15 protein-coding genes, 1 tRNA gene, 2 rRNA genes and 2 pseudogenes are annotated in these 19,765 nt (G+C 59.0%); 6 read left to right on the top strand and 14 right to left on the bottom strand.

All coding sequences use genetic code 11. The features are described from left to right. The 3 genes from GHK62_RS22030 to GHK62_RS22020 form a co-directional block, all read right to left on the bottom strand. Nucleotides 1-1,268: type II and III secretion system protein family protein (locus GHK62_RS22030; RefSeq protein ID WP_153441222.1), on the bottom strand; the 1,268-nt coding region annotated here is incomplete at its 3' end. A gap of 93 nt (nt 1,269-1,361) precedes the next feature. Further along, nucleotides 1,362-2,357: a Flp pilus assembly protein CpaB gene (cpaB, locus tag GHK62_RS22025; RefSeq protein ID WP_153441221.1), complete on the bottom strand. Its 996-nt coding sequence runs from the start codon at nt 2,355-2,357 to the stop codon at nt 1,362-1,364. A gap of 96 nt (nt 2,358-2,453) precedes the next feature. Then, nucleotides 2,454-2,672: a hypothetical protein gene (locus GHK62_RS22020; RefSeq protein ID WP_153441220.1), complete on the bottom strand. Its 219-nt coding sequence runs from the start codon at nt 2,670-2,672 to the stop codon at nt 2,454-2,456. A gap of 320 nt (nt 2,673-2,992) precedes the next feature. Here GHK62_RS22020 and GHK62_RS22015 point away from each other — a divergent pair, with 320 nt between their 5' ends. The 3 genes from GHK62_RS22015 (at nt 2,993) to GHK62_RS22005 (ending at nt 7,802) form a co-directional block, all read left to right on the top strand. Continuing rightward, on the top strand, nt 2,993-3,550 hold the full coding sequence (locus tag GHK62_RS22015) for an A24 family peptidase (protein WP_153441219.1): 558 nt from the start codon (nt 2,993-2,995) through the stop codon (nt 3,548-3,550). 284 nt (nt 3,551-3,834) lie between these two features. After that, nucleotides 3,835-4,893, top strand: a complete 1,059-nt coding sequence (locus GHK62_RS22010; protein ID WP_153441218.1) for a phosphatase PAP2 family protein — start codon at nt 3,835-3,837, stop codon at nt 4,891-4,893. Nucleotides 4,894-5,240: 347 nt separating this feature from the next. Next, entirely contained in the window at nt 5,241-7,802 is a 2,562-nt protein-coding gene (locus GHK62_RS22005) for a GcvT family protein (RefSeq protein WP_153441217.1), read from the top strand. A 72-nt stretch (nt 7,803-7,874) separates the two neighbouring features. Here GHK62_RS22005 and GHK62_RS33670 read toward each other — a convergent pair whose 3' ends face one another. The 3 genes from GHK62_RS33670 to GHK62_RS21995 all read right to left on the bottom strand — a co-directional run bounded on the left by GHK62_RS33670 (nt 7,875) and on the right by GHK62_RS21995 (nt 9,226). Then, nucleotides 7,875-8,033: a hypothetical protein gene (locus GHK62_RS33670; protein ID WP_167528325.1), complete on the bottom strand. Its 159-nt coding sequence runs from the start codon at nt 8,031-8,033 to the stop codon at nt 7,875-7,877. A 99-nt stretch (nt 8,034-8,132) separates the two neighbouring features. Continuing rightward, complete coding sequence (locus GHK62_RS22000) at nt 8,133-8,963, bottom strand: helix-turn-helix domain-containing protein (RefSeq protein WP_153441216.1); 831 nt, start codon at nt 8,961-8,963, stop codon at nt 8,133-8,135. An 11-nt stretch (nt 8,964-8,974) separates the two neighbouring features. Further along, nucleotides 8,975-9,226, bottom strand: coding sequence for a DUF1127 domain-containing protein (locus GHK62_RS21995; RefSeq protein WP_153441215.1), 252 nt, complete (start codon nt 9,224-9,226; stop codon nt 8,975-8,977). Nucleotides 9,227-9,553: 327 nt separating this feature from the next. Between GHK62_RS21995 and GHK62_RS21990 the strand changes: the two genes are divergently transcribed. Both GHK62_RS21990 and GHK62_RS21985 read left to right on the top strand, forming a co-directional pair. After that, nucleotides 9,554-10,483 carry a TauD/TfdA dioxygenase family protein gene (locus GHK62_RS21990; protein ID WP_153441214.1) on the top strand — a complete coding sequence of 310 codons (930 nt, stop codon included), beginning with the start codon at nt 9,554-9,556 and terminating at the stop codon, nt 10,481-10,483. Between the two features lie 183 nt (nt 10,484-10,666). Beyond that, the gene (locus GHK62_RS21985; RefSeq protein ID WP_153441213.1) at nt 10,667-10,921 is read left to right on the top strand and encodes a hypothetical protein; all 255 of its coding nucleotides are present in this window, start codon (nt 10,667-10,669) and stop codon (nt 10,919-10,921) included. A gap of 68 nt (nt 10,922-10,989) precedes the next feature. On the opposite strand, the gene GHK62_RS21980 is transcribed toward GHK62_RS21985, so the two are convergent. Next, a complete protein-coding gene (locus tag GHK62_RS21980; RefSeq protein WP_202982052.1) occupies nt 10,990-11,235 on the bottom strand; it encodes a hypothetical protein in 246 nt (81 codons plus the stop codon). A gap of 127 nt (nt 11,236-11,362) precedes the next feature. Here GHK62_RS21980 and GHK62_RS21975 point away from each other — a divergent pair, with 127 nt between their 5' ends. Beyond that, a complete protein-coding gene (locus tag GHK62_RS21975) occupies nt 11,363-12,163 on the top strand; it encodes an alpha/beta hydrolase (RefSeq protein ID WP_184108588.1) in 801 nt (266 codons plus the stop codon). A gap of 52 nt (nt 12,164-12,215) precedes the next feature. Here GHK62_RS21975 and GHK62_RS21970 read toward each other — a convergent pair whose 3' ends face one another. The 7 genes and pseudogenes from GHK62_RS21970 to GHK62_RS21940 form a co-directional block, all read right to left on the bottom strand. After that, entirely contained in the window at nt 12,216-12,722 is a 507-nt protein-coding gene (locus tag GHK62_RS21970; protein WP_153441212.1) for a cupin domain-containing protein, read from the bottom strand. Between the two features lie 532 nt (nt 12,723-13,254). Then, nucleotides 13,255-13,952 (bottom strand): annotated as a pseudogene (locus GHK62_RS21965) (ABC transporter ATP-binding protein). Further along, nucleotides 13,933-14,461: pseudogene (locus GHK62_RS21960) on the bottom strand (ATP-binding cassette domain-containing protein); the annotation flags it as partial. The pseudogenes GHK62_RS21960 and GHK62_RS21965, both read right to left, overlap by 20 nt. Nucleotides 14,462-14,546: 85 nt before the next feature. Next, nucleotides 14,547-15,659 (bottom strand): NAD(P)/FAD-dependent oxidoreductase, encoded by a 1,113-nt coding sequence (locus GHK62_RS21955; RefSeq protein ID WP_184108589.1) that lies wholly within the window; start codon nt 15,657-15,659, stop codon nt 14,547-14,549. 212 nt (nt 15,660-15,871) lie between these two features. Continuing rightward, a tRNA-Met gene (locus GHK62_RS21950) sits at nt 15,872-15,948 on the bottom strand. 81 nt (nt 15,949-16,029) lie between these two features. After that, nucleotides 16,030-16,144: ribosomal RNA gene (gene rrf, locus GHK62_RS21945) — 5S ribosomal RNA — on the bottom strand. Between the two features lie 226 nt (nt 16,145-16,370). Then, a 23S ribosomal RNA gene (locus GHK62_RS21940) occupies nt 16,371-19,269 on the bottom strand. Nucleotides 19,270-19,765: the final 496 nt, after the last annotated feature.

The raw sequence follows: 19,765 nt of genomic DNA, 5'->3' as shown, positions 1-19,765 counted from the left end.
ATGATGACGAGATCGGACTCCCGCTTCAGGAAGCTCGTCGAGCGGAACAGCGCGCCGATCACCGGAACCTGCGACACCCACGGCAATTGTTGAACGTCCTTGGCATTGATCGACTGCAGCAACCCGGCCATGGCGAAGCTCTGGCCGTCGCGCAGCGCCACCGTTGTCTTCGCCGCGCGCGAGATGAAGCCGGGATTGCCGTTGACGTTGATCGAGGTGTCGAGCTCGGAGACTTCCGGCTCGATCTTGAGACTGATGAGCCCGCTGTCGAGCACCACCGGCGTGAAGGTGAGCCTGACGCCGAAAGGCCGGTAATCGGTTTCGGTCGCGACCGTCGCGCCATTGGCAACCGTCGTCTGGATCGGCACCTCGCCGCCGGCGTGGAAGCTTGCGGTCTCGCCGCTCATGGCGATCAGGTTCGGCTGCGCCAGCCGGCGCACCAGGCCCTTCTGCTCCAGCGCATTGATGACGACGTCGATCCGGCCGCCGGCAATCTCCAGCACCTTGGCGATCAGCTGCCCGAAGGGCTGCATGCCGGTCGCCGCCCCCGCGGCATCTCCGAGTGTGCGGACAAGGTTTCCGTCATCATCGACAGCGATACCCTGGCTGGTCGTTGCCTTGCCGATACCGTTCTTGCCCTGGCCGGACCAACCGATGCCGAGGTCGCGTCCCGTCTGGCGGGAAGCCTCGATCACGCGCACCTCCAGCATGACCTGCTGGGAATCGCTGACGCGCAACTGGTTCAGCACCGGCTGATCGGAATAGGACTGGGCGATCTCCAGCACACGCTGCAACTCGACAGCATCGCGAACCGTGCCGGTCAGGCGAATGCGATCGTTGGAATTGAACACCCGAACCTGCGACGAAGGTGCGGCCGATCGAATGGCCGCCGCCGCTTCGCTGAAATCGCTGGACACACGGATATCGATGACGCCGAGAAGGTTCTTGTCGTCGTCATAGACGGAGATGTTTGTGGACCCCGTCTGCTTGCCGCGGATGAACAGCGACCGATCGGAAAGCGGTACGACATCGATAAGCTGGGCACTGCCGATGACCAGATCGCCGAACGGCTTGGCGGTCCTGATCGTCATCGTGTCGTTCGGCGGCAGCGTCACCTGCTGCACGGATCCGCCGAGGTTGATGAACTTTTCCTGGGCGTCCGCCTGCCCGGCCGATCCGGGTCCCAGGAGGCCAAAGGCCGAAATTGCCGCGACCACTGCCGCGAGGGAACTGGCTCTCGCCACCCCCTTCATGCTTCCCCTCAACATTCCTGCCTCAGCCCCTCTCCTCGCAGTCCGGCCCGCCACCCCTCAGATCAACTCACGTTCGGGAATTGCTCTAACGGCAGGCCGCATTTGATATCACTGGATCAGGCCCACCCGATGCTCCTCACGTTTGGTCGTGTTCCAGACGCCGACGGTCGCCCACTTCGGTTCCACCGGCAATACCGGCTCGACCTTGCGCTCGACGATTTGCACCTGTTTTTCGCGAGCAGGCTGCTTCAGCTTGCCTTCGACGGAGTCGATCCGGCTTCCCAATTCGTCACCAACCTTGCGCACGAGCTTCTCGATCGTCTCGAATCGCCCATCATCAGTATTGTTGGCGAGTTCGGTCGAAATCAAGCCGCCACCGAGATCGGCAACGGTGATGGGACGGGTCTGCTCGACATTGGAGGAAGCTATGTTGCGAAGCGCGAGCGACAGCGTGCCGATTGTGGCGCCGAGCGTCAGGCGTTGGGCCTCGTCGGTCGTGACCTCGAAGGTCACGGTCTTGACGACGGATGGCTCGTCCTTGCGTTCGTCCGCCGTTTGGTCCACTGCCAGCACCTTCACGCCCTGGAGTAGGACGTCGACATAGGTCTGCTCGCCGCCGTTACTGTTGCGTATGCCGCGAGTCAACAGGACATCGACACGATCCGAGGGACGGACGAAACCGGCGACGCCGAGCACGTCATTAACGCGGATTGAAACGGCTTTCATGCCTTGGTCAAGCGCCGACGACAGTGTCGCCCGCTCACCTGCGCCAGTGATCTTGGAGGTCAGCACCGGCTCGCCGGGGTCGATCGCCTCCATGGCGTAGCGCGGCTCATCCTTCTCACCCAAAACGGCCTCAATCGTCTGGAACGAGCCGTCCGGCCGCTCCTCAGAGGGCCAGGGAATAGTTTTCAGGTTTTCTGCACGCACCCGATCGCCAAAGCGCATCGGCTTTGCAGCGACAACGAGCGTTTTCTCCTGGATCTTGGAACCGTTGATTGCGAGTCTCGCCCGCTGCTCGGCGAGATAAGTCCGGGTTGCGAAGACCGCAACAGCGGCGAGCATAAAGGCAACAACAAGGCTTATAATCGTTGACGAACGCATCGCCGGTACTCGCTATTAAAAACGAAATACTTGAACAATTCGTAATATAAGACGGTGGAGGTTAACAATTCCCTCCACCGCGTAATATTCAAGCAATTAGCAGGTCACGCCGTTAGATGTGCTGGGCGCACAAGTCAGGCTCTGACTAAAGAAGTTGCCCCATGAGTTCCAGGCGGCAGCAAGGCTGTCCCCCGCAGTCGTTACAGCGACAATAACGCCCCCGACAAGCAGGCCGAGCAAAATAAGATATTCGGTCAGCGCCACGCCATCTTCTTCCCGCGCGAAAGCGCGTACTTTAGACAAAAGTGCTTTCATCGAGAATTACCTCCGAAATATACATGCGCGCCGCATTTCCCCCGGCCCGCCCGTCATCGAGACCACCTCTCCGACTATCATGATTAATAATCTCTTAATTATTATATCGTCAACTGCTTAAATGTGGCCGTTTTCGACATCTATATTTTATGGTTAAAATCGAAACTGGAACCACGGCCAGATATTCCGTGTATCGGTTGCCACAATGTGACACGCGGAAATATTTCTTGACATTTTTCTAACCCGAAAGACTTAGGCAAGCTGCGAGGTCAATCACTTTTCTTGGTGATACGCAAAAAAAGACGGAGAAAAGCAAAAACATGATGGAAAAAGTTAACATTATTACCGTTGCTGCAACCTTTCTTTTTCTTCATGCCGCCTGGAGTGATTTCCGCTTCTGGAAGATCCCGAACACCGTCGTACTCGCCCTAATCGCAGTCTACGCACTCGATGTGACGCTAAATCTGTTGATGGCTGAACGTACCGGCGGCGCGCTGGGACAATTGATGGCTGAGGATGCCGGCGCCGCGCTTTTCTCCACGGCCGGCATCGGCGGCGATATCGGCGCCGGTCTCCTGCTCTTCGCCCTTGGTTTCGGACTCTGGTTCTTCCGGCTCTTCGGCGCCGGCGATGCCAAGCTCTTCCTGCCGATCGGCCTTTTCGTCGGCTGGCACGGCATGCTGCCCTTCGCGATCTTCCTGCTGATCGGCGGGATCGTGACGCTCCTCGCCCTGCGTCTGCCGATGCCCTTGCAGCTCGCTCACTTTTCAGTGGTCATGCGCCTCGAGGAGATCCGCGCCACACGCAAAATCCCTTACGGCGTCATCATGGTCGCAGCCGCCCTCGCCGTCATGGCCTTGCGCCCCGGCGCTGCCTGAGAGGGCTGCAATAATGCGCAGGCGGAGCAAGGGCCGAGCGTGCGTCGCAAGCCCTTTCGCCCGCTTGGGGAAGAAGTCACGCGACCCACCCTCCTGCGATCGACCGCGTAGAGTGGAGATAACCGCCAACTCCTTCTTGTTCAACGCGGTCCGGGCTCATGCGCCCCCGACGGAAGCACTCGCGCGGAACTGGGCCATTAACTGTAACTAATAGGGGTGAGTTGACGGAATGTTGGACTTCAACTCAACTGTCGATTGGGGAAACAGGCTATGGTTGAACTCCTATGAGAGCGTTCCTTTCGGCAATGGGGCGGACGACGGCCGATTATCGATTCGCCTATCTTATCCTGGTTTCGCATACTGCGATCATGAGTGGGCTGATCTGGTATTTGGGGGCGGAACCGCATTACAGAACCGCGACAGTCTACCTTCAATGGTCATTGATCACGATCGCCAATATGACGCTCTTCTACATGCTCTGGCTGGTCCTGCGCATGCTCGTTCAGGGGTACGAGCATCCGACTAAGGCCCTCAAACAACGAATGGGGCAAGTGTTGCTGGCTAATGATCGCCTTGCCCACGCAACGCATTCGACTTGCATATTCGTTGCACTGCTGGTCGTTTTTGGTAGTGTGAAGTCGACGATACCGTTCATTATTCCGTTTTCCTGGGACGAAACCTTGATCCGTCTTGATCGGGCTCTGTTCGTTGGCATTGATCCTTACAAGGTAACAGGTCTTGTCTTTGGCAACACCTACGGCATTGTCGGATTGAACTTCGCCTATAACCTCTGGCTCGTGATCGTCATCGCCTCGATGATATGGGCGCCGTGGATGGGGAACCACACTCTGCGCCTCCGCTACATCCTGACAGCTCTACTGACGTGGTTTGTCGGCGGCAATATTCTGGCGATCTATTTCTCCTCGGCGGGACCGTGTTTTGTCGGCCTGCTCACCGGAGATAACGCATTCGAGCCGCTGATGAGCTTGCTGAGGGAAGTGGATGACGAGACCGGCATGGTTTGGGCGCTTATTGCACAGGACATGCTTTGGGACGCATATTCGCTGAACGATGGCGCTATATCGGGGATATCGGCGATGCCGAGTATGCATGTGGCCGTCTCCGTGATCTTCGCCTGCGTCGCGTGGCAGATCGGTGGTATTTGGCGCTGGCTGGGCGCGGCATTCTCGGGGTGCATCTTCATCGGGTCCATCCAGCTCGGATGGCATTATGCGAGCGACGGCCTTGTCGGCGCCACATTGGCTCTCCTGTTCTGGAAGATTTCAGCTTACCTCGCATCTTGGTCGCTGGATCGCTCATCGCCAGCGCTAGAGCCAGCTTAACCTAGTGTTATAGCCATGACGGAGGCTATTGCATTTGCGGTACAATCCGGGCTTAACCGATTGCGGGCTTTTGCGGTTCATGGTCGAGATGGCCTATGGAAAAAGGCGTCGCGTTTTGATGTCGCGTTCGAAGGTCGCTGGTTTCGTCTGTGATCCTGAAATCTTTTCGCTTCCTTCGCCGTTTTCCCCGCGATATCAGGGACATGCCCGCTCCCGACTTGATCCTCCGCTGCTCCGTGGCCCGCATCGTTCTGGTCGTGCAGTATGCTGATTATGTCGTAGACAGGCTGTAGTCGTGGCGCTGCAAGCCCTAATATCCGGCTTCCAAACTAACTAGGGTCGCACTCATGGCAGAGTTTCCGCAAAAGGCGAAGGTCGTAATCATTGGGCTCGGGGGCATCGTTGGCGCGTCGATCGCGCATCACCTGATCGAGCGTGGATGGGATGACATCGTCGGCATCGATAAATCCGGCATTCCGACCGACATCGGCTCGACGGCGCATGCCTCCGACTTCTGCTACGCGACCAGCCACGACTTCCTGTCCTGTTGGACGACGCTCTATTCGGTCGATTTCTACGAGAAGATGGGCCATTACGCCCGCATCGGCGGCCTCGAAGTCGCCCGCGTCGGCGACGACGGCCGCATGGACGAGATCAAGCGCAAGGTGACCTCCGGCAAGGCCTTCGGCACGCGCGCGCGCCTGATCGAGCCGGCGGAGATCAAGGAGAAATTCCCCCTGATCGAGGAAAGCATGGTGCAGGGCGGCCTCTGGGATCCGGACGCCGGCCTCGTCATCCCGCGCTCGCAGACCGTTGCCGGCAAGCTCGTCGACCAGGCCGTCACCGCCGGCAAGCTCCAGGCCTTCGCCAATACGCCCGCCCAATCCCTCATCGTCAAGGACGGCCGCATCAAGGGCGTGGTCACGCATCGCGGCACGATCGAGGCCGACTACGTCATCGTCTGCGCCGGTCTCTGGGGCCGTCTGATCGCGGAAATGGTGGGAGAGGACCTGCCGGTCATGCCGGTCGACCACCCGCTCACCTTCTTCGGCCCCTACAACGAATTCGAGGGCACCGGCAAGGAAATCGGCTGGCCGCTTCTGCGCGACCAGGGCAACTCCGCCTATATGCGCGACACCGGCGATCCCAAGACCGCCGAGGGCGGCCAGATCGAGTGGGGCTATTACGAGGAGACGAACCCGCGGCTCTGCCATCCGCGTGAGCTTCTCGAAAAGCATGAAGCCCGTCTTTCGCCCTCGCAGCGCGACCTTGAAATGGAACAGATCCTGGAACCGCTGGAACGCGCAATGGAGCTGACCCCGATCCTCGGCGAGCTCGGCTACAATGAAAGCCACTCCTTCAATGGCCTGCTGCAGGTGACCACGGACGGCGGGCCTTCCGTCGGCGAAAGCCAGAAGGTCAGGGGCCTGTGGTACTGTGTCGCCATCTGGGTCAAGGACGGCCCGGGCTTCGGCAAGCTCGTCGCCGACTGGATGACCGACGGCCGCACCGCGATCGACCACAACAAGATCGATTATTCGCGCTTCTACCCGCACATGCTCGAGGAGAAGTTCATCGAAGGCCGCTGCGGCGAGGCCGCGCGGAAGATCTACAACCCGGCGGTCCATCCGCGCGAACCCTATGACACCGGCCGCGGCGTGCGCCGCTCGCCCTTCTGGGAGCGCGAGAAGGAACTCGGCGGCTACTTCATGGAATTGGGCGGCTGGGAGCGCGCCCACGGATACGCTGCCAACGAACACCTGCTCGAGAAATACGGTGACCGCGTCCCCGTGCGCGAGAACGAGTGGGACAACCGCCATTTCTGGCGCGTTTCCAATGCCGAGCATCTCGCCATGAGCGAGGACTGCGGCATGGTGAACCTGTCGCACTTCTACATGTTCGATGTGGAAGGCCCGGACCACGTCGAACTGATGGAATGGATCTGCGCGGCCAGGATCGGCGGCGACGCCAATATCGGCAAGGGCATCTACACCCACTTCCTCGATGACGAGGGCATGGTGCGGGCCGACCTGACGGTCATCCGCATGGCCGACCGCTGCCGCGTGATCGACGGCGCCGACGCCGGCCCGCGCGACTTCCACTACGTGCGCCGGATTGCCGAGGACAAGGGCTTCAACGTGACGGTCACCGACGTCACCGAGAAATACGTGACGATCGGTCTTTGGGGGCCGAACGCACGCACGACCCTGCAGAAGGTCGTAGAGAATCCCGAGGGCCTTGCGCCGGAGAACTTCCCCTTCGCCGCGATCAAGCCGATCCGGATTGCCGGCAAGGATGTCACCGCCTTCCGCATCTCCTATGTCGGCGAACAGGGCTGGGAACTGCACATGGCCTATGGCGATGCGCTCGCCGTCTGGGACGCACTCCGGGCAACCGGCGTCATGGCCTTCGGCGTCGAAACCTACGCCAACAGCCGCCGCATGGAGAAGAGCCTGCGCCTGCAGAACGCCGACCTCCTCACCGAGTACAACCTCCTGGAGGCCGATCTCGCCCGCCCGAAGGTCAAGGAGGCCGATTTCCGGGGCAAGGCGAAGCACCTCGAACATCGCGCCCGTCCGCATCAGCCGGCGATGCTCTGCACGCTGGTCATGACGGACAATGTCGACTCCAAGGGCGTCGCCCGCTATCCGGTCGGCATCCTGCCTGTGATGGATCCGGAGACCGGCGAAACGCTCGTCGACGAACTCGGCCGCCGGTCGTTCACCACCTCGATCGCCTATGGTCCGACGATCGGCAAGAACATTGCGCTTGCCTACCTCCCTTGGTCGTATTGCCAGGTCGGCCGCAAGCTCAAGGTGGAATATTTCGGCGAGACCTATCCGGTCGAAGTCGCAGGCGTCGGCTACAAGCCGCTCTACGACCCGGAAAACGTCAAGCCGCGCACCTGACGTACAACGTCAGGCAATTGCCTGCGCAATGACGACAAGCGAGCCTGCTCAAGACAGAGCAGGCTCGCTTTTTTATTTCTCGGCCTTGGCTGAGGCTCTCGCCGCTTCGGCTTCGCCAAGTGCCGTGGCGCATTCCTCGCAGCAGACTTCCACGGTCTTGCCGCCGAGTTTGACCTTGATGCTCTGTTGATCAAGCTCGCAATCGCAGGCGGCACAGGTTTTCGGGGTCATGGTGTTCACTCTCCTCGTTTTTGACGCCCGCAAGAACACCATGCCTGCTTCCGTCGCGCTGTCAGATTTTTTAGCGAATTCGCTTGAACGCGACGCGCCTCAACGAAGACGAAGCGTGCGTTGGAATTCCGCCGGGGTGCGGCCATAGGCCTGTTTGAAGGCGGAGCTGAAATGGCTGTGGCTGGAAAAGCCGAGCTCGAGACCGAGCGCGGTCAGGTCGTGATACGAGCCGAGCAGGTCGAGCGCCCGCGCCAAGCGCAGGCGCAATTGATAGCGGTAAAGCGGCATCGCCTCGACCTGCTGGAAGACCTGGGTCAGATAGACCGGCGAGACGCCCACCTCTTTCGCGACCTCGCCCAGCGTCCAACGCCGGCCGGGATCGGCGGAGAGCACCAGTTTTGCCCGGCCGACCAATTTTTCGCCGCCACAGGTACCGGTCGCTCCGTGCGAAGTCCGTTCCCCGAGTGAGCGCCTGATGAGCGTCAGCGTGAGGGTCTCGGCTTCCAGCGTCTCGGCAATGCCGCGACCAAGGCTATGGCGCAACAATGCGACGAGCGCCTGTGCGCGTGCATCGATCCTCCGGCGCTGACGCCTGAAGGAGATACTGGCGCCGGAACGCAACTGCTGCTGCGGCGCAAGCTCGGCAAGGATTTCTTCACTGACTTTCACATCAAGGCACGCGTCGCCGCCCGCGACTGGGTGGCTGATACGGTAGTCTTCGCCGTGATTGAAGAAAATCACCTGGTTGGATTCAGCCACGGTATCGCTCTTGCCGACGTGCCGCATGAAAACGCCGCGATAGGGATAGACTAGGCTCGTCGAATGCGCGCATTCCTCCGCACTCCTGCCGCGGCATGATCCGTCGCAGACCACGTCCCGAAGGGTGACGGTCGACGTCGCGAGAATCGTCTGGCACGAAAACTGGGACATGCGGGGTCCTGCTAATCGCGTTTGTAGAAATCGTTATAGGCGGCCCCGCGCGAGAGGCCAATATCCTTCAACTCGTAGTCGGAAAGCTGAAGCAGGTCCAAGCGCCCGCGCCGCGTATCCATCCACCGGGCAAGCCGGGCCAGCAGCCGGAAAGCCAGGCCCCGCCCTTCGAGCGCAGCAAAGGCGGGAACCCTCGGCTGAGGCGGGATCAGTCTTGACACGACATGTGCCTGGTTCACGTCAGTCGAAATGCCGTCCAACATCGGATGATCTCCTCTCATCGTCTTTCGTGAGAGGAATCTGACGCAAGGCGGCACCCGGCGCTGTCAGATTATTTAGCGATCGGCACAGATCTACGGACAGAGTGTCGGGCTGCTTGGGTTCAGCAGCGGGTTTCAGCGGTTTACCGCCCGGAGGATCGGACGTTGCCGTTTCAATGAATCGCAAAAACTTAGCAAATTTTGTCTATCAATTTAGTAGATAACTCTGTTCGATTACCGCGTAGTCTTATCGATATTCGACGCCCAGCGGACATGTCGCTGGCCGGATGCGACTTGCTGCCTTCTTCCAAGATCAATCAGGAGACTTCCATGAGCAATCCAGTTCTTGTCAACGAAACCATTCCTGAGCTCGACGTCGTGCCGCTGACCGGCCGCGTCGGAGCCGAAATCAAGGGTGTCCGTCTTGGCGGAGATCTTACGGATGCAACGATCGGCTCCATCAACCAGCTTCTTCTGAAGCACAAGGTGATCTTTTTTCGCGACCAGGAGCACCTCGACGATGCCGCGCAGGAACTGTTCGCGCGACGCCTGGGCGACCTCGTACCGCATCCCACGCAGGGTGCCGCGGCTGGCACGGCCTCGATCCTCAATCTCGATTCCAGCCGCGGCGGCGGCCGGGCGGACCAGTGGCACACCGACGTGACCTTCGTGGATGCCTATCCGAAGTTCTCGGTTCTGCGCGGCGTCGTCATTCCGGCGGCCGGAGGCGACACGATCTGGTCCAACACGCATGCCGCATACGAAAGCCTTCCGGAGCCGCTCAAATTGTTGGCCGACAATCTCTGGGCCATTCACAGCAATGTTTATGACTACGCCGCCGTGCGCCCGCGCGCGACCGCCGAAGAGAAGAAGCATTTCGAGGAAGTCTTCACATCGACGATCTACGAGACCGAGCATCCGGTCGTGCGGGTCCATCCGGAAACCGGGGAAAGATCCTTGCTGCTCGGCAATTTCGTCCAGCGCCTCGTCGGCCTCTCAAAGAGCGACTCGGCAAAACTATACGAGGTGTTCCAGTCCTACGTGACTGCCCCGGAAAACACCGTGCGCTGGCGCTGGAGGGCCGGCGACGTTGCCATTTGGGACAACCGCGCCACGCAGCACTATGCAGTCAACGACTATGGCGACCAGCACCGGGTCGTACGCCGCGCCACCGTTGATGGCGATGTGCCGCTCAGCGTCGATGGCCGGCGCAGCGTGACCCGCATCAAGGCAGCCAAGCCGGCAGCGAAGGCCGCTTGAACGCATCCTCCCGAAGACACTGCAGCGCCGCAGCAGACTTCCGATCGCCGCGGCGCCTGCGGCCTCAATTCCTCGGCCAGCCGAGGAATTGACCTTACGCCCCAGCCTCCTGAGTGCTCAAATACATGCATGGGTGCATAATCAGGCATGGCTCTCAAGCGATCGGACGGAGGAGAAGTGCAAATGAACGTCGACCCTGGACCGAGAAAAGTGAACGCTGAATATGCGATTGAGTACCTCCAGGAAAATCCGGAAGCCGGGCTTTGCTGCGAGGACAAGCGCTGCTGGATTACGCCGAATGCAAACGAAACCGATGATGAGGTCCTGCTGATTGACGTCACTGAGGCCGAGCGGCTGAAGGATAATCCGCGCCTTCGGCTCGTGCCTGGAATCGCTCATACGGGCCGGTCGCTCTGGGTCGTCCGGCGAATGACATGACGACCGTCGGATGTTCCAGATAGTCGGAACTGGTCGGAGCTTAGCTTAGTCCGGGGGGCATTGTGGGGTCACGGATCGCCGCCTCCCCGTGAGTGGGCGCGCTCATACATCGTCAACGCCCACTCCATTGAAAAATCGTCGCGATGGAAGATGTAGATGTTGCCGTCGCTGCCCCTGACCTTGAAATATCGGTAGTCGGCACCATGCCACTGATCGATGCTTTCGGTCACTTCGATCTGCCGGCCGTTGAGCCAGAACCGTCGAAGCTTTTCGGCGCCGCCCTCCTCCATATAGGTCTGGACCTGAACTTGCATGGCACACTCACCTTGCCACGGCGCCGGCTGTCGTCTCTCAGCACCCTTTGTTCATTTGAGCAGACGGCCGCTGTAGACAGCTTGCCGGTACGATATATGTTTAATCGAGCCGCGGGTGGATGTTGTCGTGACCGCCACAAAACTCCTGCTGATGTTATCGATGATGGCGGCTTTCGCCTATGTGTCGCTGGTCGGCCTCACATATGTGTCGCAGCGCACCATTCTCTATCCGGGCGCAAGCTGGATGCCGACTCCAGAGCAGGCGAGTTGGGGGGAAAACGTTTCCATCAGGACGCCCGACGGAGAGACGCTTCACGCAACCTACAGCCAAGCCGAACCCGGCAAGGCGTCGGTGCTGTTCTTCCTCGGCAATGCTGACCGGATCGGCAACTACGACTTCCTCGCCCAGGCACTGGCCTTACGGGGCATTGGCCTGCTTACAATCTCCTATCGCGGCTATCCCGGATCAACCGGCGCCCCGAGCGAGCCCGGGCTCATGACCGACGGCCTTGCCGCCTTCGACTGGCTCGCCGGCCGCACTGAAGGCAAGATCGTTGTTCTCGGCCAGTCGCTCGGAAGCGGCGTCGCCGTCAATACCGCCCGGCAAAGACCGGCTTCCGCAGTCGTTCTGGTTTCGGCCTATCTGTCGGTCTTGTCACTCGCTGAGGCGCGTTACCCGTTTTTTCCGGTCAGTCTCCTTATCAAGGATCCTTTCCGTTCGGATTTAAGAATAGCGCAGGTGAGGCAACCGAAGCTGTTTATCCACGGTCGGCGCGACGCCATCATCCCGCTGTCTTCCGGCAAGGCTCTATTTGACATTGCTTCCGAGCCCAAGCGGATGCTGGTCTACGACGGCTCCGGCCATAACGACCTTTGGGATGCCCGCATGGTCGGCGACATCATCCGCTTCGTGGAGGCGCTGGAGTGACGCTCTTGCGCCGCGAGCGATCCGGGAAAAGTGCATCCTTCAGCGGAAGCGATCAACCCGGATGTTTGTGGATCGGATCGACCCAATAGACTTCCTCCGGCTTTTCCACCGGATCGACGTCGGTGATGTTGACAACCACGGCCTCGTTGTCGGACCGCACCAGAACACATTCCAGCACGTTGTCGGGATCCGCATTGATTTCCTGGTGCGGTACATAGGGCGGCACGTAAATGAAGTCGCCGGGGCCGGCCTCGGCCACATATTCGAGCCTGTCGCCCCACCGCATGCGTGCCTTGCCGCGAACAACGAAGATCACGCTTTCAAGCGGACCGTGGTGATGCACGCCGGTCTTGGCATTTGGTTCGATCGCCACGGTGCCCGCCCAGATCTTCTGAGCGCCGACACGGGCGTGGTTGATGGCCGCCTGCCGGTACATGCCGGGCGTCTGGGGCGTGTTGTCATCGAGTTGGTCGCCCTTGATGACGCGAACGCCGTCATGCTTCCACCGGTCCTCTCCATTTTCGTGGTCATGATCGCGATGATGGTGGTGATCCGACATTCTGTGTCTCCGTCTCGTGGCATGAGCCAATGCGCATAGGCCCGAGCCAGTCGATCCGACACCTTCGGCGCGATCAGCCTTTTGCGCCCTCGCAAGCTGCGCTCGGAAACCTACGGCATGCTACCCTAACCGGAATCACCGCAGGGACAAAATCGTGCAGCCATTCAAAGTTCCACAACGACAGTGCCACGCGTCCGACTGGATGCGCGGCGCTGTCATTTCGAGACTTGAATCACGCTTCTCGATAGGGGAGCCGGGCACGCGAGCGGACCGTGACCCCGCACGCCCGAAGATTCTATCCGGATTGCCCGCAGATATTTGCCATGGAACACAAACAAGATCAGCGGACATTTACGGAAATTACTAATTCATCAGAATACATAATGTGTAAAATGATAAATCGTATTTGCCGTATAAGCTTATGATTACTTCACAACCCGCCAGAATATACGCATAGATATACGCAGCGTCGCTGACAATACACGCGACACTGGATGGCATGGCAAGCGCCGGCAAAACCGGCAGTTACGGCTTAATGCAGCCCACCGACTCCCAGCAGGGTTTCTACCGACTGCTGGTCCTGCGAAAGCTCCTGCGGCGTTCCAGACCAGGCCATCCGGCCGCGTTCGAGGATGATCACCTCATCCGCAAAGTCCAACGCGCTTTGGATTCGCTGCTCGACGAGCAAAATCGTCATCTCCCCGGAAGCAGCCAGCTTGCCGAAAGCTTCCATGAGCTCTTCGCAGATGACCGGGGCGAGCCCTTCCAACGGCTCGTCCAGCAACAACACCGAAGGCTGCCCCAGAATGGTCCGCGCCGTCGTCAGCATCTGCTGCTCGCCCCCCGAAAGCTGCGAACCCAGGTTCCGGCGTCGCTCCTTCAGTCGCGGGAACGTTGCATAGGCTTCTTCGATCGCCGATTTCGGTCGAGCCTTCAGACCAACGAACAGGTTCTCCTCCACCGTCAGCGTGGGAAAGACGTCACGCGACTGCGGCACATAGCCCAGCCCCTTGAGGGCACGGGTGGCGCTGTCGGTCCCTTCGATATTCTCACCGTTCATTTGAATAGTGCCGCCATAACGGCGTGTCTGGCCTGCAAGGGTGGCAAACAGCGTCGATTTGCCCATGCCGTTGCGCCCGAGTATACCCAGCCTTTTCCCGGCGGATACAGGACGCGCGTTGGGCCATAACCGGCACAGAGGCCCGAAATCTCAAGCGACGCTGCTGTCATTGGCATAGCTCCCCAAATAGGCATGGCGGACACGGTCGTCCTTGGTAACATCTCTAGGCAGGCCATCGAAGATGATCTCACCCGCGGCCAGAACGACCACACGCTTGGCGAAACGGAACACCAGGTCCATATCGTGCTCGATCATCAACACGGCCAGATCCGAAGGCAGATCGGCGATCGCCCGTTCGATCCGCGCGGTATCGCTTTGCGGCACCCCGGCAGCCGGCTCGTCCAGCAACAGCACTTTCGGCTTCAGCGCAAGGGCCAGAGCCAATTCCAGCAGCCGTTGCTGGCCATAGGCGATCTCGCTGACACGACGCCGCGCAAGCTGCGCGATCCCCAGGCGCGTCAGGAGTGCATACACCTCCTCCATCACCTCGCGCATGGCGCGGTGGCTGGAAAAACATGCGTCCAGAACGCGATTCCCTTTGCAGAATCGCCAGAGCCACATGTTCCTCGGGCGCCATTTCGGAAAACAGCCGGGTCACCTGGAACGACCGTAGCCCGCGGGAAAATGAGGCTGTTACCGCACCGTGCGTCTGAACTGCTGCATGATTTCGCCCTTAGTTTGACTTTGCCCTTAAGGCACTAAAATCAGCGCAGTGCGTGGAGCGCCATGTCGCGGACATGGTGGGCGAGCGCCAGTGACGATGTAAGCCCCGGCGATTCGATACCGAAGAGGTTGATCAGCCCCGGCACACCGTGTCTGTCCGGCCCCTGGATACAGAAATCCTGGTTGGCAATCTCCGGCGGCACGATCTTCGGCCGGATGCCGGAATAGGCCGGCGCGAGCGTCCCGTCCTTGAGGTCCGGATAATATCGGCGAATCCCTTGGTAAAAGAGCGCCGCCCTTTCCGGATCCACCTGGTAATCGATCTGGTCGATCCACTCGACGTCAGGCCCGAACCGGGCGCGCCCGGCCATATCGAGCGTCAGGTGAATGCCGAGGCCGCCCTTGACAGGCACCGGATAGATGAGGCGCGAGAACGGCGTCCTTCCGGTCAGAGAGAAATAGTTGCCCTTGGCATAATACGAGGACGGCACCAGTTGCCGAGGCAGGCCGTCGATCGCATTGGCAAGCGCCGGAGCATGCAGGCCTGCCGCATTGACGAAGAGCCTGCAGCGAAACGTAAGCGGGTCATCGCCGCCGGTGTCGACCTCAATGCCGCCGTCGCCAGCCCTGGCGCGGACGACAGGGCTTTTCAGCGCAAGAAGCGCGCCGGCATTCTGGGCATCGCCGAGCAGCGAGAGCATGTAGGCGTGGCAGTCGACGATCCCCGTGGACGGGGACAACAAGGCGCCGATGGTGGAAAGTGAGGGCTCCAGTTCCCTTGCCTCGGCCGCGGATATCTGGCGGATGTCGGCAACGCCATTTGCCGCAGCCTTGGCCGCAATCTCCGGCAGGCGCTGCAGTTCCTCCGCCGACGTGGCGACGATCAGCTTTCCGCAGTTCCAGTGCGGCAGGCCGCGTTCCCGGCAATAGGCGTAGAGAGCTTTGCGGCCGGCGACGCAGAAACGGGCCATGAGGCTATCGGCTGGATAGTAGATGCCAGCATGAATGACCTCACTGTTGCGAGACGAGGTCTCCGTGCCGATCGCATCGGCCGCCTCGAGAATCAAGACCTCGCGGCCGGCGAGCGCCAGGGCCCGCGCCACCGCAAGACCCATTACACCCGCACCGGCGACCACACAATCGAGTTCGTCCAAGATCTTCTCCGCATCCGAGGCTGCTGGTTTGTAGAGGAACACAGACCAGCGCCTTGTCGCAAGACGCGCTATCGCCCGATCCGATACAGCGCTACGCATCCAATCGGACGCGCAATGGTCGCTGTAGCCCTCCGAAGAATCGTACAAGTGGGTCCGAACTGCGCGGGGGAACGGCAAAACCCCCGGGGCGTTTGGGCACCGGGGGTTTTTGTTGGTTGCGGGGGCAGGATTTGAACCTGCGGCCTTCAGGTTATGAGCCTGACGAGCTACCGGGCTGCTCCACCCCGCGTCAACTTTCGTTTTTGTTTTGTGTTGTTTTCGCCGTTTGCCGGCGTTTGTGAGAGAAGATGTTTTATCTTGCGATTTGCAGACCTGGCAGCGACCTACTCTCCCGCGTCTTAAGACGAAGTACCATCGGCGCTGGGGCGTTTCACGGCCGTGTTCGGAATGGGAACGGGTGCAGCCACCCCGCCAGAACCACCAGGTCGGCAAAGCGCAAGCGTTGCTCCCCGGAGGGGAGCAAATTGTCGAGAAGCTGGTGAAGCGATTGCTTCGTTTTGAACACGTCATGCGTCTTATCCGGACAACTCCAGCAGCCGGCAGAGCCGAGCCGCCAGTCGTCTGGCGCGCCGTCCGCAGCGTCGGCCGAAGGCCGACAGCGTGAGGACAAAGAATTGCGATGCGCATCCATGATGAGCATAAGCAATGGGAACGATCAAGCCGATCGAACGATTAGTACCGGTAAGCTTCATGCGTTGCCGCACTTCCACACCCGGCCTATCAACGTGGTCGTCTTCCACGGTTCTCAAGGGAATACTCGTTTTCAGGTGGGTTTCCCGCTTAGATGCCTTCAGCGGTTATCCCTTCCATATATAGCTACCCTGCTATGCCCTTGGCAGGACAACAGGTCCACCAGAGATATGTCCATCCCGGTCCTCTCGTACTAGGGACAGATCCTGTCAATATTCCTACACCCACGGCAGATAGGGACCGAACTGTCTCACGACGTTCTGAACCCAGCTCACGTACCGCTTTAATTGGCGAACAGCCAAACCCTTGGGACCTGCTCCAGCCCCAGGATGCGATGAGCCGACATCGAGGTGCCAAACAACCCCGTCGATATGGACTCTTGGGGGTCATCAGCCTGTTATCCCCGGCGTACCTTTTATCCGTTGAGCGATGGCCCTTCCACGCGGGACCACCGGATCACTATGACCGACTTTCGTCTCTGCTCGACTTGTCAGTCTCGCAGTCAGGCGGGCTTATGCCATTGCACTCGACGAGCGATTTCCGACCGCTCTGAGCCCACCATCGCGCGCCTCCGTTACTCTTTCGGAGGCGACCGCCCCAGTCAAACTACCCACCATACACTGTCCCGGATCCGGATGACGGACCGCGGTTAGACATCCATGACGATAAGGGTGGTATTTCAAGGACGGCTCCACAGGAACTGGCGTCCCTGCTTCAAAGCCTACCACCTATCCTACACATGCCGACACGAATGCCAGTGTAAAGCTATAGTAAAGGTGCACGGGGTCTTTCCGTCTGACCGCAGGAACCCCGCATCTTCACGGGGAATTCAATTTCACTGAGTCTGCGTTGGAGACAGCGGGGAAGTCGTTACGCCATTCGTGCAGGTCGGAACTTACCCGACAAGGAATTTCGCTACCTTAGGACCGTTATAGTTACGGCCGCCGTTTACTGGGGCTTCGATTCAGAGCTTGCACCCCTCCTCTTAACCTTCCAGCACCGGGCAGGCGTCAGACCCTATACGTCGTCTTGCGACTTCGCAGAGCCCTGTGTTTTTGATAAACAGTCGCTACCCCCTGGTCTGTGCCACCCCATCATACTTGCGTACAAAAGGGTCACGCTTCTTCCGAAGTTACGCGTGCAATTTGCCGAGTTCCTTCAACGCAGTTCTCTCAAGCGCCTTGGTATACTCTACCTGACCACCTGTGTCGGTTTCGGGTACGGTCTATACGGTGGAGCTATTTCCCGGGACCGCGTCCAGGCCTGGACAATCCAATAAGTCCAGACAAGTTAAGCGATCCGTCACTACCACCAGGCCCACGAATATTAACGTGGTTCCCATCGACTACGCGTGTCCGCCTCGTCTTAGGGGCCGGCTAACCCTGCTCAGATTAACTTTAAGCAGGAACCCTTGGTCTTTCGGCGAGAGGGTCTCTCACCCTCTTTATCGTTACTCATGTCAACATTCGCACTTCCGATACCTCCAGGACCCCTCACGGGTATCCCTTCACAGGCTTACGGAACGCTCCGCTACCACGTGCCTTGCGGCACATCCTCAGCTTCGGTGCATGGCTTTAGCCCCGTTACATTTTCGGCGCAAAGACCCTTATTTAGACCAGTGAGCTGTTACGCTTTCTTTAAATGATGGCTGCTTCTAAGCCAACATCCTGGTTGTTTTGGGATCCTCACATCCTTTCCCACTTAGCCATGACTTGGGGACCTTAGCTGGAGGTCAGGGTTGTTGCCCTTTTCACGACGGACGTTAGCACCCGCCGTGTGTCTGCCGACTAGTACTCCCCGGTATTCGGAGTTTGGTTAGGATCAGTAAGACGGTGAGTCCCCATAGCCCATCCAGTGCTCTACCCCCGGGGGTATTCGGTCGACGCTCTACCTAAATAGATTTCGCGGAGAACCAGCTATTTCCGAGTTTGATTGGCCTTTCACCCCTAGCCACAAGTCATCCCAATCTATTGCAACAGATGCGGGTTCGGTCCTCCAGTTGGTGTTACCCAACCTTCAACCTGCTCATGGCTAGATCACTCGGTTTCGGGTCTAATGCGACGAACTGAACGCCCTGTTCAGACTCGCTTTCGCTGCGCCTTCACCTATCGGCTTAAGCTTGCTCGTCACACTAAGTCGTTGACCCATTATACAAAAGGTACGCCGTCACCCTTGCGGGCTCCGACTGTTTGTAGGCATCCGGTTTCAGGTTCTATTTCACTCCCCTTGTCGGGGTGCTTTTCACCTTTCCCTCACGGTACTTGTTCGCTATCGGTCATGCACGAGTACTTAGGCTTGGAGAGTGGTCTCCCCATGTTCAGACAGGATTTCTCGTGTCCCGCCTTACTCAAGGACAATGAGTGTTCTACGTGTAAGGGGCTATCACCCTCTACGGCCGACCTTTCCAAATCGTTCCACTTCATTCCTCATTGCCACTGGCCTGGTCCGCGTTCGCTCGCCACTACTTGCGGAGTCTCGGTTGATGTCCTTTCCTGCAGGTACTTAGATGTTTCAGTTCCCTGCGTTCGCTTCTTATCCCTATGTATTCAGAATAAGATACCTTTCAACAATGCTTGGAAACCATTTTGGTTCTCACTCACGCGTCGTACCGCTCCTTCGGAGCTGACGCTCCGTTAGGGCGCGCAACGATGCGCGACGGCCTCTGGCCTTGCGAAGCTTCGCTTCGTTCAGCCAAACGACAACCAAAATGATTTTCCAAGCATTTAAGGTGGGTTGCCCCATTCGGAGATCCATGGATCAAAGCTCATTCGCAGCTCCCCACGGCTTATCGCAGCGTATCACGTCCTTCATCGCCTGTGCATGCCAAGGCATCCACCAAATGCCCTTTTGACACTTGATCGTTCTCATTGCCAATGCTCATCCTTATTGGGTTTGGCTAAGCTTACCCACTCGGCTTGTCGCCTCGTAGGGCAGCCAAACCTGACTATCCGGACACCTTGCAGTGCGCCGAACCAGTCAGTCCCAAGCACTCGTTAAGAATGCCCGGCCCAAAAGCCCGGTTACCTTTTACAACCGGGCCGATCAGATGCCATCGACGTGTTCGACACGGTCCTCATTGGAATTACGCCGAGCAATTCCGAGGCCGTGTCTTAAGACCAGCTTCTCGAGATCTGTCCGGTGATGCGCGGTCAGGCAACATCAATCCAGCATAACCGTCAGACGAAGGACAAGCCTCCGAACAACGATCTGCCTCAGGACAACGAACTTGCGTTCGATCCAGACATATCTTCTCTTCACAATTTTAGCAGAACAGGCATCAGTCTCAGTCGAGACGATGCAAACCTATTTTCTCTCAAGGATATCCAACCCACGCTTCTGGCACTCAAACGAAGCGA

Origin of the sequence: Sinorhizobium terangae (assembly GCF_009601505.1) — a bacterium.
Lineage (GTDB): Bacteria > Pseudomonadota > Alphaproteobacteria > Rhizobiales > Rhizobiaceae > Sinorhizobium > Sinorhizobium terangae.
The sequence above is the reverse complement of the archived record's forward strand: the minus strand, read 5'-3'. Positions and strand labels throughout refer to the sequence as shown.